Source organism: Xanthomonas prunicola, assembly GCF_025266575.1.
Lineage (GTDB): Bacteria > Pseudomonadota > Gammaproteobacteria > Xanthomonadales > Xanthomonadaceae > Xanthomonas > Xanthomonas prunicola.
The window spans coordinates 1344449-1358097 of record NZ_CP096142.1 but is presented as its reverse complement, the minus strand read 5'-3'; the positions used below and the strand labels follow the sequence as shown (position 1 = coordinate 1358097).

The window sequence follows — 13649 nt, the reverse complement described above, 5'->3', positions numbered from 1 at the left end:
GCGAATGCGCGCTGCGACTCAGTCCATACAACTCATGGCGAATCGTCGAACGACAGCACCATGCCCGGCTTCAGGATGGCGCTCTTGTCCAGGCCATTGCTGGCGAGCAGGGTCGTCACAGTGACGCCATAGCGGCGTGCGATTGCCCAGGCCGATTCGCCATTGCGCACGGTGTGGGTGCGGGTTGGCGAGGTCGAAGCTTTGCTGGCTACCGTGGCAACCACGGTCGGTGCGGCATCGTTACTCATGACGTCACGTCCCATATCGGCGGATGCGACCACGGCGCTGCTAGAACCGGGTTGCGCCAGCGCGATCGGAGCCAGGACATGCACGCCGCGCGGTGCGGCGCGTGCGCCGGCAAGGGCGGGATTTAGGCGGGCGAGCAATTGCGGCTCGATTGCGCGCTGCCCGGCCCAGGCGTTGAGGCTGGTGCCCGCCGGCAGCGCATGTTCGGTAAGGACGGGCACGGGGCGATCCAGCGAAGTCAGCAGGTTGCCCTGCTGCTGCGCGTGATCGAGCACGCAGGCGAGCGCGTGCAGTTTTTCCACGTATTCGAAGGTGACCTTGGACATGCCCGGCAATTCGGACGGGCGCGCGTTCTGCGCGTTCATCCCGGCGCTGCGCATTGCCTGCAGCACGCGGTACTCGCCGGCGTTATAGGCCATCAGCGCCAGGCGCCAGTCGCCGCCAAACATGCCGTAGAGGGTCTTGAGGTAGCGCACCGCCGCCGTGGTGGAGTCCACCGCCGACAGGCGTCCATCGTACTGCGCGCCAACCGGCACTTGGTGATTGCGCGCCGTGGTGGCGATGAATTGCCACAGGCCAGCAGGGCCGCTGCCGTTGCGTGCGCCGGGTCGGTAGCCGCTTTCCACGAACGGAATCAGCGCAAATTCGGTCGGCATGTCGGCTTTGCGCAGCTCATCGACCACATAACCGAACAGCGGCAAGACATCCTGTCCATCGTCGGCCAAGCGCGCCGGGGCACGCGAAAAATGCTGTTCCCACCGGCTGTCGCTATGTGCGCTGTCGCAGCCTGGGTCGGCGCGGCCCTCGAGGAACGACGAAAAAATCTCACGCCCGTTGCGTATGCCGGGTGCGCTGGTCTGCGCGGCGGCCTTGCTTGCGGTCGTAGCGCTTGTGTCGTTGGGCGAAGCGGCTGCTGGTGCAATGGCCGAACAGGCGGCCAGCACTGCCAAAACCAGGCGCCTCATGCGCGAAATTCGTCTTTCCAGCGCCGAAGTTCGGCGAAAACATCAACTTCAGAGGAAAGTGCGCCGGTTGCGCGCGGTGCCACTGCGGCGCGAATCTCGGGGCGGTTGGTGCGTAAGAACGGATTGTTGGCCAGTTCACTCTTGAGCGAAATCGGCAGGGTAGGACGGGCTGCATGACGCATGGCCTGGGCTTCCTGTTGACGGCGCTGCAAGGCAGCGTTGGTGGGATCGACGTGCAGCGCGAAAGCTGCGTTGGCCAATGTGTATTCGTGGCCGCAACACACAAGCGTTTCGCCAGGCAGGCAGGCCAGGCGCTGCAACGAGTCGAACATCTGAGGAGCGGTACCTTCGAACATCCGCCCACAGCCTAGGCTGAACAGGGTATCACCGCTGAACAGATGACCGTCGGTGACGAAGGCGATGTGACTCCGGGTGTGGCCAGGGACTTCGAGCACCTGAAAATCGACATCAAGCAGACTCAAGCGCTCGCCATGACCCACTGGGTGCGCCGTTGCCGGGATGCGCTCGTCGGCCGGGCCGACCAGCGTCATGCCCGGCCAACGCTGCTGGAGTTCGGCCACGCCGTCGATGTGGTCGCCATGGTGGTGGGTCAACAGGACGGCGCTGGGAACCAAACCTTCGCGCTTGGCGGCGGCTATAACCGGCGCTGCCTGCCCGGGGTCGACGATGATGGCGCGGCCATCTGCAGCGACTAGCGCCCAGATATAGTTGTCGTCGAATGCGGGCAGGGCGATCAGTCGCATAGAATTGGGACCATGCCTGCCCCGCCATTCTCCCGTCAAGCTGGCGTCTCATCCTGGTTTGAAACCGGTGCGGGGCGCAGCCTGCTTCAGCTGGAGCGTCGATTGGCGCTGGAGGCGCTGCAGACGCGTCCGTCGCAACCCTGGTTATGGCTGACCCCGACGACCGAATTGCCCCCACGCGAATCGCTGCAAGGGCGCGGTTTGCGGCTGCACCGCAGCGCCGGGCGCTTCGCCGGCGATGCGCGCTGTGCGATGCCGTTTCCGTTGCCGACCGAAAGCCTGCAGGCGATCGTGGTGCAGCATGCAGTGGTTGGCGGGGCAGCGGACTTTCTGGCCGAATGTGAGCGGCTGCTGATGCCAGGCGGCCGGCTGTGGTTGTTCACGCTCAATCCGATGAGCCCCTACCGGTTCCGCTGGGCGCGGCGTGGACCGGTCGCGTTGCGCCCGGATCGCTGGCGCCTGCTGGCGCAACGTGCCGGTCTGCATAGCGTGCAAGCGGGACGCTACCTTGGGCCGATCTGGCGCACCGGCGGCGCGTCCACCGACCCCGGCCGCGCACCCTGGCGCGCAGTGTATTTGCTGGAAGTGGAAAAGCGCGCTGCCGCGACGATCGGCCCGACACCGATTGCGCTGCCAGCCCGCTGGCCGCAACCGGTGGCCACGATCTGACCTGTTTACGTTCAACTCTGGAACCTGATGAAATCCATTGAAGTGCATACCGATGGCTCCTGCCTCGGCAACCCCGGGCCGGGCGGTTGGGCGGCCCTGTTGCGTTACAACGGGCGCGAAAAGGAACTGGCCGGCGGTGAGGCCGTGTCCACCAACAACCGCATGGAGTTGATGGCGGCGATCATGGCGCTGGAAACGCTGACCGAGCCGTGCCAGATCGTGTTGCATACCGACTCGCAATACGTGCGCCAGGGCATCACCGAGTGGATGCCAGGCTGGGTGCGGCGTAACTGGAAAACCGCCGGCGGCGATCCGGTCAAGAATCGCGAGTTGTGGGAGCGGCTGCACGCGGCCACGCAACGCCACAGCATCGATTGGCGCTGGGTGAAAGGCCACAATGGCGACCCGGACAACGAGCGCGTCGACGTGCTCGCCCGCAATCAGGCCACCGCCCAGCGCGATGGCCGTGCAACATCGTAAGAGGACACATGCGTCAGATCATTCTCGATACCGAAACCACCGGCCTGGAATGGCGCAAGGGCAACCGCGTCGTCGAAATCGGTGCGGTGGAGTTGCTGGAGCGGCGCCCGAGCGGCAATAACTTCCATCGCTATCTGAAGCCCGATTGCGACTTCGAGCCAGGCGCGCAGGAAGTGACTGGGCTGACTCTGGAATTCCTTGCCGATAAACCGCTGTTCGGCGAGGTGGTGGACGAGTTTCTCGCCTACATCGAGGGCGCGGAACTGATCATCCACAACGCTGCGTTCGACCTGGGTTTTCTGGACAATGAACTGGCGCTGCTGGGTGATAGCTACGGCCGCATCGTCGAGCGCGCCACGGTGGTCGATACCTTGATGATGGCGCGCGAGCGTTACCCGGGGCAGCGCAATTCGTTGGATGCTTTATGCAAGCGTCTGGGCGTGGACAATTCGCATCGCCAGTTGCACGGGGCTTTGCTCGATGCCCAGATCCTGGCCGATGTGTATATCGCGCTGACCTCGGGTCAGGAGGAAATCGGGTTTGCCAGCGCTGACGCTGGCCAGCAGACCGACACCGCGAGCGGCGTAATCGCGTTCGACCCGGCGCTGCTGTTGCCGCGTCCGCGCGTTGCAGTGACCGCCTCCGAATCGCAGGCGCACGAGGCGCGCCTGGCGCAACTACGCAAGAAAGCCGGGCGTGCGTTGTGGGATCCGCCGGTCGAACAAGTCGCCGTTGCCGGGTGAGAGCGGCTAACGAAACGGCTGCGCTGACCGCCAGGTGGCGCGGCCGATGCTCGGTGCTGCATGTGCCACTTGTACGCTGCAGGTCTTGCGCACCGTCTAGGCCAACCTGACGGTTGTTCGCTACATGTCGTCAGCCGATCCAGGGCATTTCGCGCAGATGTGCCGCCGTTGGAGAAGAACGGCCGCCTCTGTTTTGCACCTGGGCTTGAGCTGCAGTGATGGCTGCGTGCGTATTCCGCCTCAGCACGCCGTTGCTGGCGATTCGCCGGTTGGCAGATTGGCTGGCAAAGCGTGGTGAGCGATGGCGATCTTTTTGACTGCAGACACCGGACGGTCGTACCTGCTGAAACAGTCCCTGGCGATCCCGCGTATTCGCTGTGCGCCCGTCAGTGCACGCAGTCCGGCCTGTCGCACCGTCAGTAACTACGCACCAGGATCGCGGTGATGTTGTCCGAGCCGCCGCCATCCAGTGCCGCGGCGACCAGGCATTCCACGCATTCCTGCGCGCTGCAATCGGCCTGCGCCAAGGTGGCCGCGATTGCCGCATCGTCGACTTCTTCGGTCAGGCCGTCGCTGCACAGCAGCAGCTGCATGCCGGATTTGAGTTCGCCTTGCATGGTGGCGACATTCAGATGCGCCGGGTCGGTCACGCCCAGTGCCTGGGTCACCACGTTGCGATGCGGATGCGCGCGCGCCTGCTCGCTGGTGAGCGTGCCTTGGGCGATGAGTTCCTGCACATAGCTGTGGTCCTGGCTCAGCTGGGCCAGCCGGCCATCGCGCCACAGGTAGGCGCGGCTGTCGCCAACCCAGGCCACTTCGAAACGCTGGCCCAGCACGCGTGCGGCGACCACCGTGGTGCCCATCGGCAAGGTGTCGTTGCAGCGGCGCGAGGTCTTGATGATCTCTTCGTCGGCGATGCGCACCGCCTGGGCCAGTGGGGTGCCTGCGCGGATTTCCCGCACGATGGTTTCGCGCGCCAGTGCGCTGGCCACTTCGCCGCAGGCATGCCCTCCCATGCCGTCGGCCACCAGCCACAATCCCAGCTCGCTGTCGCCGTAATAGGTGTCCTCGTTGAGGTCACGGCGCAGGCCGACGTGGGTGAGGTGTCCGAATTCGAGCATGGGGCCGGGTCGCCAAGGAGGAGATGCGCCACCATCATCGCGGCCCGGCCGGTTAGCGGCAACACACCGGACACGGGCGTCGCAGTGCCGGTTCACGCCTGGGCGAGGGCCGTGCTATCGGCGCCGGCCCGGGCCGCTTGTGGCGGGGGCCGTGTGCCCGTATGATGCACGGCCCCAGGACACTGGGGACCATCTGGAGAGGTGGCAGAGCGGTTGAATGTACCTGACTCGAAATCAGGCAGGCGTTTATAGCGCCTCGGGGGTTCGAATCCCCCCCTCTCCGCCAGATTCGCATCAGCCCCCGTAAGGGGGCTTTTGTTTATGTGTGGCAGTCGCCCGCCGCGGCGATGACTACAATCCGCCCGATCCCCGTTGGAGACCTGTCATGTCCGAGATCCTGGTACCTGTGTCCTTTGGTGAGCTGCTCGACAAGATCGCGATCCTGCAGATCAAATCCGAGCGCATGCGCGATGCGGCCAAGTTGACCAATGTGCGCAACGAGCTGTCTGCGCTGGAAACCACCTGGATGGCGCATCCAGCCGCCGGCCACGACATCGTGCGCCTGCGCGCCGAGCTGAAGGCCGTCAATGAGCGGCTGTGGGTGATCGAGGACGACATCCGCCTTAAGGAACAGGCGCAGACCTTCGACGATACCTTCGTGCAGCTGGCACGCAGCGTGTATATCGAAAACGACGAGCGTGCGCGCATCAAGAAAGAGATCAACCTGGCGCTGGGTTCTTCGTACGTGGAAGAAAAGTCCTATCAGGACTATCGCGCTACGGTGCCTGAGCGCGCCGATTGACCGATCGCGCTGGCCGCTTGGTCGGCGTGATCGCTGAGTAATGGTGGCTGGCATTACGCAACTGGCGCGGTGCCTGTGGTTGTGACGTCGTAGTGGAGCGGCGACTTTTGCACTGCGGCGATCAGCATTCTTTCCGTTGCGATGCGCCGACGGTCTGTGCTCAATCCCTAGCGCGAGTGATCGGTGCGATAACGCTCGAAGGCGGCGATCGCATCGTCCACGGTGATCAGCGACATGACGTCGTCGAATTCGATCTTGGTTCCCCAGCTCAGTTGTTCGGCCGGCTTGTGCAGGAACTTGCGCGCGGCTGCATCGTAGCGGTCCACGCAATAGCGCACGTCCGAATATGGGCCACTGCGCAGCGGATTGCTGGCCGCGTGCAGCCCGAGCACCTTGGTGCCCATCGCGTTGGCGATGTGCATTGGCCCGGAATCCGGCGTGACCACCAGGTCCGCACGCGCGAGCAGGGCAGGCAGTTGCTTTAGGGTGTCTTTGCCAACCAGATCCAGTACCGGCGTGCGTGCTGCCGCGACGATGGCGTCGGCAGTGCTGCGCTCCAGGTCGCTGCGGCCGCCGCACAGCACGATCCGCCAACCCTGCGCGGCAGCGTGATCGGCCAGCGCGGCGTGGCGATCGGGATACCAGTTGCGACGCGCGTGGCTGGAGCACGGCGAAATCATCAGCACCGGGCGGCCATCGTCGTCCCATTGCGCGCGTGCCCAGGCATGCGCCTCATCGGGGACCGGCAGATCCCAGCACACCTGGGTCTGGCGCAGGCCCAGCGGCTCGGCAAAGCTGCCGATGGCGTCGAGCACATGGATGCCGGGGCGATCGGCGATGCGCTCGTTGACGAACAGGCCGTGCAGGTCCTTGGAGCGGCTGCGGTCGTAGCCGATGCGTCGCTGCGCCGGCACGAAGGCCGACAGCACATTGGCGCGAAAGGCCACCTGCATTTGCAGCAAGGCATCGAAACGCCCCAGCGGTGCCAGCGACCGGCGTAGCGCGCGCATGCCGGCCACGCCGCTGCGCTTGTCGTAGGCATGGAAGTGCACACCGGGCAGCCCCTCAAGCAATTTCAGCCCGGCCTTGTCGATGATCCAATGCAACGCGCTTGCCGGAAACCCTGCCTGCAACGTGTGCACCAGCGGCACCACATGCGTGACATCGCCCAGGGCGGACAAGCGCAGCAAACACAGCGATGCGGGCGTTACAGCCATGGTGTTGTTAGACTCGATAGATGGTTTCTTTCGATGCCACCGAAGCGCTGGCGCCGTACCGCGAAGGTCGCGGTTATGGCGCCATTGTGTTCGACCGCGAACGGCTGCGGCAAGCCGATGCCAGCCTGTTTTCGCCGCAATCGTGGGGCGACAGGGCACGGCCGGTGGATGAAGGCGGGCGTGGTGGCGCGTGGTTCGTGGATGCGCCGTTCGGCCACAGCGTGTTGCGGCAGTACCTGCGTGGTGGCATGGCCGCACGTGTGAGCCGCGACCGCTACCTGTGGAAAGGGGCAGGGCGCACGCGCAGTTTTGCCGAGTTCCGGCTGATGCGCGAACTGATCAAACGCAAGTTGCCGGTGCCGCGTCCGTTGGCCGCCTGCTACCTACGCGAAGGGATGGGCTATCGTGCGGCGCTGTTGATGGAGCGCTTGGAAGACGTGCGCTCGCTGGCCGACCATGCCCAGGTGGCCGGCCGCGGTGCGCCGTGGGAGGCCACTGGCCAATTGATCGCGCGCTTCCATCGCGCCGGCCTGGATCATGCCGATCTCAACGCGCACAACATCCTGTTCGATGCCGGCGGGCATGGCTGGCTGATCGATTTCGATCGCGGCGTGCTGCGCATTCCGGCCACACGCTGGCGCGAGCGCAATCTCGAGCGCCTGCATCGCTCGCTGCTGAAGCTACGCGGCAACCGCAGTCGCGAGGACGTCGACAAGGACTATGAGCGTCTGCACCGCGCCTACGAACTGGCCTGGGGCCGGGGCTACTGATGGACTGGGCCTTGCGGGTGCAGGGAGTCGGCAATGCGTCGGCGGTGGCGCTTGGCTCGCCGATGGCCACGCTCGAACGCGCCGGCGCGCCATGGCTGACCATCGATTGCGGCAGCGAGGGGCTGACTGCCTATCAGGCCCACTACGGCCAGCTGCCGCAGGCGATCTTCATCACCCATGTGCATCTGGACCATGTCGGTGGGCTGGAACGGGTGTTCGTCGACAGCTATTTCTCCGAGCGCTGCGGACGCACGCGCCTGTACGTGCCGGCGCCGGTCGTGCCGCTGCTGCAGCGGCGCATCGCCGATTACCCCAATGTGCTGGCCGAGGGCGGGGCCAACTTCTGGGATGCGTTTCAGCTGGTGCCGGTCGGCGATGCGTTCTGGCACGACGGGGTGCGGCTGGAAGTGTTCCCGGTACGCCACCACTGGCCGGAGACGGCCTACGGCCTGCGGTTGAAGGGCGCACTGGTCTGGACCGGCGATACCCGGCCGATCCCGGAAATGCTGAAGCGTTATGCCGACGACAGCGAGCTCATCGCGCATGACTGCGGCGTTCACGGCAACCCGTCGCATACTGGGGTGGACGATTTGGAGCGGGAATACCCGCAGGACCTGTTGAGCCGCATGCTGCTGTACCACTACGCCAGCGACGCCGACGGCGATGTGCTGCGTGCACGTGGCCACCGCGTTGCCGTGCCCGGTCAATACCTCGCGCTGGCGAATCCGACCGCCGCGACGGTGCCCTGATGGGCGCCTTGCTGCTGCCGGATCTTGTCACCGCGCCGATGCAGGACCGCCATGGCCGCCCGCTGCACGATCTGCGTCTATCGGTGATCGAAGCCTGCAATTTTCGCTGCGGTTATTGCATGCCGGCCGATCGTGTGCCGGACGATTACGGCTTCGACTCACAGCAGCGGTTGAGTTTCGATCAGCTGGAAACGCTGGTGCGTGCGTTCGTCTCGGTCGGGGTGACCAAGGTGCGCCTGACCGGCGGCGAGCCACTGCTGCGGCGCGACCTGCCGAGCCTGATTGCGCGGCTGACCGCGATCGAGGGCATCGAAGATCTGGCGCTGACCACCAACGGTACCTTGCTTGCCCGCCAGGCCGTTGCGCTGCGGCAGGCGGGGCTGCGCCGCATCACCGTCAGCATGGATGCGCTGGAGCCGGCGTTGTTCCGGCGCATGAGTGGCGATCGCGGCGAGATTGCGCAGGTGCTGGCCGGCATTGCCGCTGCCGAGCAGGCCGGCTTTCAGCGGTTGAAGATCAATTGCGTGGTACAGCGTGGCGTCAACGAAGATCAGGTGCTACCGCTGGTAGAGCACTTCCGCGGCACCGGGCACGTGCTGCGCTTCATCGAATTCATGGATGTGGGCAGCTGCAATGGTTGGACGCCGGACGCGGTGGTCACCTCTGCGCAACTGCACGAACGCATCCACGCGCGCTGGCCGTTGGTGGCGCTGGACGCCAATTACACGGGTGAAGTGGCGCAGCGCCACGCGTTTGCGGATGGCACTGGCGAAGTGGGCTTTGTCAGTTCGGTCAGCGTGCCGTTCTGCGGCGATTGCCAGCGCGCACGCGTGTCGGCCGACGGGCATCTGTACACCTGCCTGTTCGCCAGCCAGGGCGATGACCTCAAACCGGCTCTGGCCAATGGCGAGCCTGCGCTGGCAATGCACCTGCGGCAGCGCTGGAGCGTGCGCGGCGACCGCTATAGCGAAGTGCGCGCCTCGGTGCCACGGCGCGGCAAGCCGGTCGAGATGTTCTTGATCGGCGGATGAGCGAAGACACGCTACTGGCGCAGCTGCGCACGCTGGAACTGCATCTGCTCGATCCGCAGCTGCGTGCCACTGTGCAAGTGTTGGAGGCGTTGCTCGATCCCGCTTTCGTGGAGTTCGGGACGTCAGGCCGTCGGTACACACGGCGCGAGGTGATCGCGGCCTTGAGCGCACCCAGTGGTGCTGCCGAGTACTACGCCGATGGCTTCGAATGCGTACGGCTGGCCCCGGATCTGGCGCAGTTGCGCTATCGCTCGATGGATTGCCGTCATGGCGTCAAACGGCAAGCCTTGCGCAGTTCGTTGTGGCGAAACAACGCTGCTGGATGGCAGCTGTTGTTCCATCAAGGCACCCTGTTCACCGAGAATGCTGCATTCTGAGTACCTGTCTTCGCGTTGCTTCCCATGTCTGCAAATTCCCGTTCCGCACGCCTGACCCACCTCGACGATGCCGGGCTTCCCACCATGGTGGATGTCTCGGACAAGGCGGTCACCGCCCGTAGCGCTACTGCAGAAAGCCGTGTGCGCTTTCCGGCTGCCGTGGCCGCACAACTGCGCGCCAACGGCTTGCGTAGCGCCAAGGGCGGCATCGTGGAGACGGCGGTAATCGCCGGCACCATGGCGGTCAAGCGCACGCACGAATTGATTCCGTTCTGTCATCCGCTACCGATCGATGCGTGTCGTTTCGAGATCGACTGGGCGGGCGAACAGGTGCTGGATATTCGCTGCACGGTGCGCTGCGTGCATCGCACCGGTGTGGAAATGGAAGCGCTCACCGGCGCCAGCGTGGCTGCGCTGACGGTCTATGACATGTGCAAGGCGTTATCGCACAGCATGAGCATCGGCCCGACCAAGCTGGTGTCCAAGCGCGGCGGCAAGCGCGATATCGGAGCGGCCTAGTGACGGCCACGGTGACGGTGTTGTATTTCGCCAGCTTGCGCGAGGCCGCAGGCATTGCCGATGAGCGTGTGCAGACCGGCGCGCAGGATCTGCGCGGCCTGTATGCAGAACTCGATGCACGGCATGGCCTGCGCTGGCTGCCTGCGCAGTTGCGTGTGGCCGTCGATGGCGCATTCGCGCGCTGGGAGGATGCGGTGCGCAATGGCAGCGAAGTGGTGTTTATTCCGCCGGTGTCGGGAGGTTGACGGTGAACGAGCAGGTTGCAGCGATCTTTGCGCTTTCCGACGTGCCATTGCCGGTCGATCAGTTGCGTGCCGGCGTCGAGCACCCGCATGCCGGAGCGTTTGCCAGTTTCGAAGGTTGGGTGCGCAATCACAACGAAGGCCGCGGCGTGGCCGGATTGCGCTACGAAGCCTACGCCGCGCTTGCACAGGCCGAAGGGCAGCGCGTTCTTGACGAAGCAATGCAGCGGTTCGCCATCGTGCACGCGCATTGCGTGCACCGCGTGGGCGAACTGCGCATCGGCGACATGGCGGTGTGGGTCGGCGTCAGTGCGGCACATCGTGGCGCCGCCTTCGATGCGTGCCGCTACATCATCGATGAGGTCAAGGCACGCGTGCCGATCTGGAAGCACGAGCATTACCTGGAAGGCGATGCGGGCTGGTTGCATCCAGAGTCGCAGCCACGGTAATGCTCCCCCCCTGCAAAATTGGTGCAGGGGAAATCCAAAAGGTTAGGGTAGTGTGCCGACGGTTGACCTCGGCGCCCGCATCGCGCCGTGGGAGACGCTAATGCTGCGGTAATGCATGCGCCGTTGCCACGGCGGGTACGAATGACTGGTCGGCTTGAGGCGTGGCGGCCTCGCGCTGCAAAAGATGACTGCTGCTCGCTGCTCGATCAATCGCGCACAAGCCAGTGTTCCGGCGAATCCGCTGGGTGTCTGTCGAAAGTTAGGGTGGTGTCCCCGCCGGTTGACCTCGGCGCCCGCATCAATCGATACCGTTGCTGCCTTCCGGCCCTGGCGGGATTTTCGATCTAGCGTCGCGAGGGACCGACGGGGCCACCATAAGACGTGGGCCATTGGCATGGCCCTGGGATTTGCGGCATTGGTGTCAGTGCGCAAATCATGAAACTGGCGGAGAGAGAGGGGGAGGTACTGATCCCGATCCAACTTCCTGACTCTCCTACAGCCACGCAAACCAGGAAGGTGTCCTGCTTTGTGGTCTGCCATTGTAGCTGGTCTGGCATGCTCGCCGCTAGCCTTGGGGGCCGACCCCCATCGCCAACCTGAGCAGGCAGCTCGCCGCCCAGGCCATCGCCGAGACTTTGGGCGAGGATTACGAAGCATGAAAGGCGCGGTCCCAACCCCTCCCGGCGCGGACGGGAATGACGAGGTAGCGACGGCGACGGGGGAAGTTGCACTACACAGGCAATCGCTACGCGGAATGCGATTGCCCGGCTATGCCCGATCCGGGCTACCTTGCTCGCATGTTCGCGCAGGTGAAGGCCATGGGCGGACCCGACCTGCCGGGCGCGCGCCCGGGGCAGCGAATGCATCTATCGCTGGCAGCACGTCGAGTCCGGACGGATAGTCTCTCCCGGACCAAGCTCGAAATTCGCGAAGAACACGGCTTGCGGGCCAATTCGCTGGATGGCCTCTTGGCCGGGCGCATTGAGACCTCCCGGAGCTGGCGGCTCGCGCTGCGGTCACTGCTGGGCAAGGGTCTGCGGTGGTTTTTCTCTGGAAATGCCAGCCGTTTAGCCTCCATTTGTTACCGTCTCATCCTGTGAACAGAAGCATGGGAGCCTTTCTGTCATTCAGCCTTTAAGATGCCGCCATGAGCCGTCCCATTGACCAACTTGCCGAGCCCCGGGTTCTGCGCCTTCATATGGAAGGCGTTGATGAACTCGGCGGCGACGTTCGCTTGGGCGCGTTTATCGACAAGCTCGCTGCGTTCAAAGCGGCGCTGGCAGAGACGGGAAATCTTGTTTCCCATGAGGGCTCGCCTGCGGTGGACTTTGTAGTCTCTGAGTTGAGCCATAACAGCCCGGCGATGGTGGGTGTGCTGCCTATTTCGCTTGCCGACAACGGCCATCAGGCGGGCCGCGTCGCAGATTCTTTTGTCACGTTCTTGGGTCAGGTCCGGAGCCGGACCGCGCGCGTCGATTCCGATCGTGCCCGTCTTGTTGGTCACTTGCGGAAGCTGGTCGCAGGAGTTGGCGAGAGGTTCGAGCGGCTTTGGATCGACGGCCCTGGAATTGCTCCCATTCCACTCGATGATGCTGTCGCCAAAGCTCTCGATGATGCGCTGCCTGATGTGCGGCGAGAATTCGGAGCAGTCAAGGGCGTGGTCAAGCGTTACTCGGGCGTCGGGAAACAGCCGTATTTCAAGATCGTGCCCCCGGTTGGAGGTGTGGAAATCAAGTGTTTTTTCCCACTCGAATTGCTTACTCAAGCCGCCGCCTCTGTCGAGCACAACGCCACGGTCGAAGGGGAACTCAAATCGTATGAAGATGATTTTTGGCCGCACGAGGTTAGCGTCCGGCACATTGAAATTCATCCACTAGATAGCGATCTTCCGACGCTGAGTGAACTTGCTGGAAGCGCGCCGGACTCCACCGGCGAGTTGAGTGCGGCGGAGTTCGTCCGGGAGCTGCGGAATGAGTGGTAAGGCCACTATCATCTATTGGGACAGTTCGGCGTTCATCGCGCTGCTCAAAGAGGAAAAGAACCACGGCGACGGAGTCTATAACGCGCTCTTGTCGCAAGCCGGAGCATTTGACCGCAACCAGATCGTCCTTGCGATCTCGACGGTGGGCATTACAGAGGTCTTGTCGATGAAATTGGGCGATGAGGCGCGCGAGCGGTTCGAGTCCATGATTCGCCGTAGCAACTCCAGACGATAGCCCTAAGCGATGGTATCGCTCGACAAGCGGCCCGCCTCCGACGTCACTGCTATGGCAAGGAGAAGAACGGAGCAGGCGAGCCATATATCCTGACTACTCCGGATTCCATCCACGTAGTCTCTGCAATGCTCATCAAAGCGGACGTACTGGTAACGCTGGATTCTGAGAACAAGCCGGTGAAGGTGGACCGCAAGGAAATGGCGATGACGAAGGTAGCAGGTCACTACCCGGTAGCCGACCTGCACCCTGTTGCCATATCCCGCCCAGGACTCGGACTTCCCGGAACCGG

Annotated in this window: 18 protein-coding genes, 1 tRNA gene and 2 other RNA genes; 16 read left to right on the top strand and 5 right to left on the bottom strand. The window is 64.1% G+C overall.

Annotated features, from left to right (window positions below; genetic code table 11):
• Positions 1–32: 32 nt before the first annotated feature.
• Positions 33–1211, bottom strand: a complete 1179-nt coding sequence (locus tag M0D43_RS05760; protein WP_252163888.1) for a lytic transglycosylase domain-containing protein — start codon at positions 1209–1211, stop codon at positions 33–35.
• Positions 1208–1975 carry a hydroxyacylglutathione hydrolase gene (gene gloB / locus M0D43_RS05755; protein ID WP_252164967.1) on the bottom strand — a complete coding sequence of 256 codons (768 nt, stop codon included), beginning with the start codon at positions 1973–1975 and terminating at the stop codon, positions 1208–1210. The genes M0D43_RS05760 and gloB overlap by 4 nt, the downstream gene beginning before the upstream one ends.
• Positions 1976–1987: 12 nt before the next feature.
• Between gloB and M0D43_RS05750 the strand changes: the two genes are divergently transcribed.
• The 4 genes from M0D43_RS05750 (at position 1988) to M0D43_RS05735 (ending at position 4003) form a co-directional block, all read left to right on the top strand.
• Positions 1988–2644: a hypothetical protein gene (locus tag M0D43_RS05750; protein WP_252163887.1), complete on the top strand. Its 657-nt coding sequence runs from the start codon at positions 1988–1990 to the stop codon at positions 2642–2644.
• A 27-nt stretch (positions 2645–2671) separates the two neighbouring features.
• Positions 2672–3124, top strand: a complete 453-nt coding sequence (gene rnhA / locus M0D43_RS05745) for a ribonuclease HI (RefSeq protein WP_065466128.1) — start codon at positions 2672–2674, stop codon at positions 3122–3124.
• Between the two features lie 8 nt (positions 3125–3132).
• On the top strand, positions 3133–3867 hold the full coding sequence (gene dnaQ, locus M0D43_RS05740; RefSeq protein WP_252163886.1) for a DNA polymerase III subunit epsilon: 735 nt from the start codon (positions 3133–3135) through the stop codon (positions 3865–3867).
• Positions 3868–3927: 60 nt separating this feature from the next.
• Positions 3928–4003, top strand: a non-coding RNA gene (locus M0D43_RS05735) — sX9 sRNA.
• Positions 4004–4283: 280 nt separating this feature from the next.
• Here the strand turns inward: M0D43_RS05735 and M0D43_RS05730 are convergent.
• Entirely contained in the window at positions 4284–4988 is a 705-nt protein-coding gene (locus M0D43_RS05730; RefSeq protein WP_101363587.1) for a PP2C family protein-serine/threonine phosphatase, read from the bottom strand.
• A gap of 195 nt (positions 4989–5183) precedes the next feature.
• Between M0D43_RS05730 and M0D43_RS05725 the strand changes: the two genes are divergently transcribed.
• A tRNA-Ser gene (locus tag M0D43_RS05725) sits at positions 5184–5274 on the top strand.
• Between the two features lie 99 nt (positions 5275–5373).
• On the top strand, positions 5374–5790 hold the full coding sequence (locus tag M0D43_RS05720; RefSeq protein ID WP_252163885.1) for a DUF6165 family protein: 417 nt from the start codon (positions 5374–5376) through the stop codon (positions 5788–5790).
• A gap of 167 nt (positions 5791–5957) precedes the next feature.
• Here M0D43_RS05720 and M0D43_RS05715 read toward each other — a convergent pair whose 3' ends face one another.
• The gene (locus M0D43_RS05715) at positions 5958–7007 is read right to left on the bottom strand and encodes a glycosyltransferase family 9 protein (protein ID WP_252163884.1); all 1050 of its coding nucleotides are present in this window, start codon (positions 7005–7007) and stop codon (positions 5958–5960) included.
• 20 nt (positions 7008–7027) lie between these two features.
• Between M0D43_RS05715 and M0D43_RS05710 the strand changes: the two genes are divergently transcribed.
• Genes M0D43_RS05710 through M0D43_RS05680 form a run of 7 tightly spaced genes read left to right on the top strand, consistent with a single transcriptional unit; the run spans position 7028 to position 11144 of the window.
• Complete coding sequence (locus M0D43_RS05710; protein ID WP_252163883.1) at positions 7028–7777, top strand: 3-deoxy-D-manno-octulosonic acid kinase; 750 nt, start codon at positions 7028–7030, stop codon at positions 7775–7777.
• The gene (locus M0D43_RS05705) at positions 7777–8526 is read left to right on the top strand and encodes an MBL fold metallo-hydrolase (RefSeq protein ID WP_101363581.1); all 750 of its coding nucleotides are present in this window, start codon (positions 7777–7779) and stop codon (positions 8524–8526) included. Before M0D43_RS05710 ends, M0D43_RS05705 begins: the two co-directional genes overlap by 1 nt.
• On the top strand, positions 8526–9557 hold the full coding sequence (gene moaA / locus M0D43_RS05700) for a GTP 3',8-cyclase MoaA (protein ID WP_260808021.1): 1032 nt from the start codon (positions 8526–8528) through the stop codon (positions 9555–9557). Before M0D43_RS05705 ends, moaA begins: the two co-directional genes overlap by 1 nt.
• Positions 9554–9934: a nuclear transport factor 2 family protein gene (locus M0D43_RS05695; RefSeq protein ID WP_260808020.1), complete on the top strand. Its 381-nt coding sequence runs from the start codon at positions 9554–9556 to the stop codon at positions 9932–9934. Before moaA ends, M0D43_RS05695 begins: the two co-directional genes overlap by 4 nt.
• 24 nt (positions 9935–9958) lie before the next feature.
• On the top strand, positions 9959–10453 hold the full coding sequence (gene moaC, locus M0D43_RS05690) for a cyclic pyranopterin monophosphate synthase MoaC (protein WP_260808019.1): 495 nt from the start codon (positions 9959–9961) through the stop codon (positions 10451–10453).
• The gene (locus M0D43_RS05685; RefSeq protein WP_252163879.1) at positions 10453–10698 is read left to right on the top strand and encodes a MoaD/ThiS family protein; all 246 of its coding nucleotides are present in this window, start codon (positions 10453–10455) and stop codon (positions 10696–10698) included. The genes moaC and M0D43_RS05685 overlap by 1 nt, the downstream gene beginning before the upstream one ends.
• Positions 10695–11144: a molybdenum cofactor biosynthesis protein MoaE gene (locus tag M0D43_RS05680; protein WP_260808018.1), complete on the top strand. Its 450-nt coding sequence runs from the start codon at positions 10695–10697 to the stop codon at positions 11142–11144. The genes M0D43_RS05685 and M0D43_RS05680 overlap by 4 nt, the downstream gene beginning before the upstream one ends.
• Positions 11145–11414: 270 nt before the next feature.
• Here M0D43_RS05680 and ffs read toward each other — a convergent pair.
• Positions 11415–11511, bottom strand: an RNA gene (gene ffs, locus M0D43_RS05675) — signal recognition particle sRNA small type.
• Positions 11512–11941: 430 nt separating this feature from the next.
• Here ffs and M0D43_RS05670 point away from each other — a divergent pair.
• The 3 genes from M0D43_RS05670 to M0D43_RS05660 are packed head-to-tail and all read left to right on the top strand — an operon-like array spanning position 11942 to position 13360.
• The gene (locus M0D43_RS05670; RefSeq protein WP_252163877.1) at positions 11942–12244 is read left to right on the top strand and encodes a hypothetical protein; all 303 of its coding nucleotides are present in this window, start codon (positions 11942–11944) and stop codon (positions 12242–12244) included.
• 47 nt (positions 12245–12291) lie between these two features.
• Positions 12292–13125, top strand: a complete 834-nt coding sequence (locus M0D43_RS05665) for a hypothetical protein (protein WP_252163876.1) — start codon at positions 12292–12294, stop codon at positions 13123–13125.
• The gene (locus M0D43_RS05660) at positions 13115–13360 is read left to right on the top strand and encodes a PIN domain-containing protein (protein ID WP_252163875.1); all 246 of its coding nucleotides are present in this window, start codon (positions 13115–13117) and stop codon (positions 13358–13360) included. Before M0D43_RS05665 ends, M0D43_RS05660 begins: the two co-directional genes overlap by 11 nt.
• Positions 13361–13649 lie beyond the last annotated feature (289 nt).

Bases quoted from the DNA above. Each gene is read 5' to 3' on its own strand.
- M0D43_RS05760 (WP_252163888.1), bottom strand. From the start codon at position 1,211: ATGAGGCGCCTGGTTTTGGCAGTGCTGGCCGCCTGTTCGGCCATTGCA.
- gloB (WP_252164967.1), bottom strand. From the start codon at position 1,975: ATGCGACTGATCGCCCTGCCCGCATTCGACGACAACTATATCTGGGCG.
- M0D43_RS05750 (WP_252163887.1), top strand. From the start codon at position 1,988: ATGCCTGCCCCGCCATTCTCCCGTCAAGCTGGCGTCTCATCCTGGTTT.
- rnhA (WP_065466128.1), top strand. From the start codon at position 2,672: ATGAAATCCATTGAAGTGCATACCGATGGCTCCTGCCTCGGCAACCCC.
- dnaQ (WP_252163886.1), top strand. From the start codon at position 3,133: ATGCGTCAGATCATTCTCGATACCGAAACCACCGGCCTGGAATGGCGC.
- M0D43_RS05730 (WP_101363587.1), bottom strand. From the start codon at position 4,988: ATGCTCGAATTCGGACACCTCACCCACGTCGGCCTGCGCCGTGACCTC.
- M0D43_RS05720 (WP_252163885.1), top strand. From the start codon at position 5,374: ATGTCCGAGATCCTGGTACCTGTGTCCTTTGGTGAGCTGCTCGACAAG.
- M0D43_RS05715 (WP_252163884.1), bottom strand. From the start codon at position 7,007: ATGGCTGTAACGCCCGCATCGCTGTGTTTGCTGCGCTTGTCCGCCCTG.
- M0D43_RS05710 (WP_252163883.1), top strand. From the start codon at position 7,028: ATGGTTTCTTTCGATGCCACCGAAGCGCTGGCGCCGTACCGCGAAGGT.
- M0D43_RS05705 (WP_101363581.1), top strand. From the start codon at position 7,777: ATGGACTGGGCCTTGCGGGTGCAGGGAGTCGGCAATGCGTCGGCGGTG.
- moaA (WP_260808021.1), top strand. From the start codon at position 8,526: ATGGGCGCCTTGCTGCTGCCGGATCTTGTCACCGCGCCGATGCAGGAC.
- M0D43_RS05695 (WP_260808020.1), top strand. From the start codon at position 9,554: ATGAGCGAAGACACGCTACTGGCGCAGCTGCGCACGCTGGAACTGCAT.
- moaC (WP_260808019.1), top strand. From the start codon at position 9,959: ATGTCTGCAAATTCCCGTTCCGCACGCCTGACCCACCTCGACGATGCC.
- M0D43_RS05670 (WP_252163877.1), top strand. From the start codon at position 11,942: ATGTTCGCGCAGGTGAAGGCCATGGGCGGACCCGACCTGCCGGGCGCG.
- M0D43_RS05665 (WP_252163876.1), top strand. From the start codon at position 12,292: ATGAGCCGTCCCATTGACCAACTTGCCGAGCCCCGGGTTCTGCGCCTT.
- M0D43_RS05660 (WP_252163875.1), top strand. From the start codon at position 13,115: ATGAGTGGTAAGGCCACTATCATCTATTGGGACAGTTCGGCGTTCATC.